The 1,509-nt window shown below is 41.2% G+C and carries 1 protein-coding gene; it reads right to left on the bottom strand.

From position 1 onward, the window contains the following. Positions 1 to 37: 37 nt before the first annotated feature. On the bottom strand, positions 38 to 1,405 hold the full coding sequence (locus CP368_RS09905; RefSeq protein WP_087363766.1) for an ISL3 family transposase: 1,368 nt from the start codon (positions 1,403 to 1,405) through the stop codon (positions 38 to 40). Between the last annotated feature and the right edge of the window lie 104 nt (positions 1,406 to 1,509).

The raw sequence follows: 1,509 nt of genomic DNA, 5'->3' as shown, positions 1-1,509 counted from the left end.
GGTTCAGTATAAAAACTTGTGTAAACGGCTGTGAGATTTAGGATGCCTTTCGGGATATTTCCATTAATCGCAGAAAGAAGTATTCATCATCTGGATACCCATAACCCTTACGTCTCTCAGTCTTGATCTTATTGTTGATACCCTCAAGTTTGCCAGTTGATATCCCGTATTTGGCGAACGTGTAGATCCCTCTCAAATGGTTATTTAAGAGACGCGCAAACCAAATAAAGTGGCTATTCTCAGTTGCCTTGCAGATGTCTATGATCTCTTCAAGTCTAACGCACATTTCCACCTCGTCATGTGAGTTGTATGCCTGGTCTAGCAAGTCTTTGACGAGGTCTATTGTGAAGAAGAGCTTGTTTTCTTCCAACAGCTCGTCATACCATGCTTCATTACCGCCATAAGCCTTTATTTCTGGTGTATTGAATATTTCACCAGCAGTAGACACTAGCTTGCCTTGACGGGCATCCTCGTCCTTCTGAACTAATGTGGACCTCTTAGACATCAAGATGTAACGTGAGTTCTTAAGCAACTTAGCAGCCTCTGGAGAGCCTTCTTCAGCCAGCCGTCTTTGTTCATCCTTTCTGATCTCAGAAACCACTTTATCGTTGAAATTCTTGATAATGTGGAAGCGATCATAGACGATGTCTAGCTTGGGATAGCGCCCTTTAAAAGCTTCTTCGAAGTCTGAATTCATGTCGCAAGCCACCGCCTCAACTTTTGACATCCACTCATCGCCAACATGATCCATAAACTCGAAAACAACGGCTTTCTTCTTGCCATGGGCTAAGTAGAGAATATACCCTGTTTCCCAGTCTATGATTGCGGTGGCGTACTTATGGCCATCGTGGAGCTTAAACTCATCAATGGCTAAGTATTTTGCCTGCCTTTCAGGTTTTATGAGTGTCTTGCCATCAGTTGTAAATTTAGACAGTAGAAGAGACTTGTGAATTGACTTTACAGTCATCTTGTCCAAGCCAGTAAGCCAAGCCACTGCCTTTAGAGTAAGGCCATAGCTTAACAGTTTCTCAGTGTATTCTTTTAAAGGTTTGGTGATGCGATAACCATCAGCTTTAAAAGGGATAGACTGGCTTCTAGTGTTGAATTGGCAATCAATGTTAAGACAACGAAAACGTGCATAGGACACTCTGATATTGGTGTGTACTCCACCAATAGCGACGTGCTTAAGGGTAGATTCTAAAGACCCATTTTTAACTAGTTTTCTTGAGCAATTAGGACAGAAGGTATCACCACGCTCATCTAGCTTTCCTACAAAGGTTAATCCACCTTCATTTTGAATTGGCTCGCCAACTTGAATAAAGTCGGTAAGACCAGAATTAAAGGATAAGACACCTTTGTTAGGCATAACATCTTGAGTAGTAACTGACAGTTCTGTATAATTCATAGTAAGAAGGGCTCCCCATGTTTTTGTCGTTATTAACATTGTAAGGGACAACCCTTCTTTTTTTGTTATCTAATTTCTATTTACACAAGAATTTATACTGAACC

Origin of the sequence: Lactobacillus sp. UMNPBX17 (genome assembly GCF_002553735.1) — a bacterium.
Lineage (GTDB): Bacteria > Bacillota > Bacilli > Lactobacillales > Lactobacillaceae > Lactobacillus > Lactobacillus gallinarum.
Note: the sequence above shows the minus strand (reverse complement) of the source record. Positions and strands in the feature narration are given on the sequence as shown.

Bases quoted from the DNA above. Each gene is read 5' to 3' on its own strand.
- CP368_RS09905 (WP_087363766.1), bottom strand. From the start codon at position 1,405: ATGAATTATACAGAACTGTCAGTTACTACTCAAGATGTTATGCCTAAC.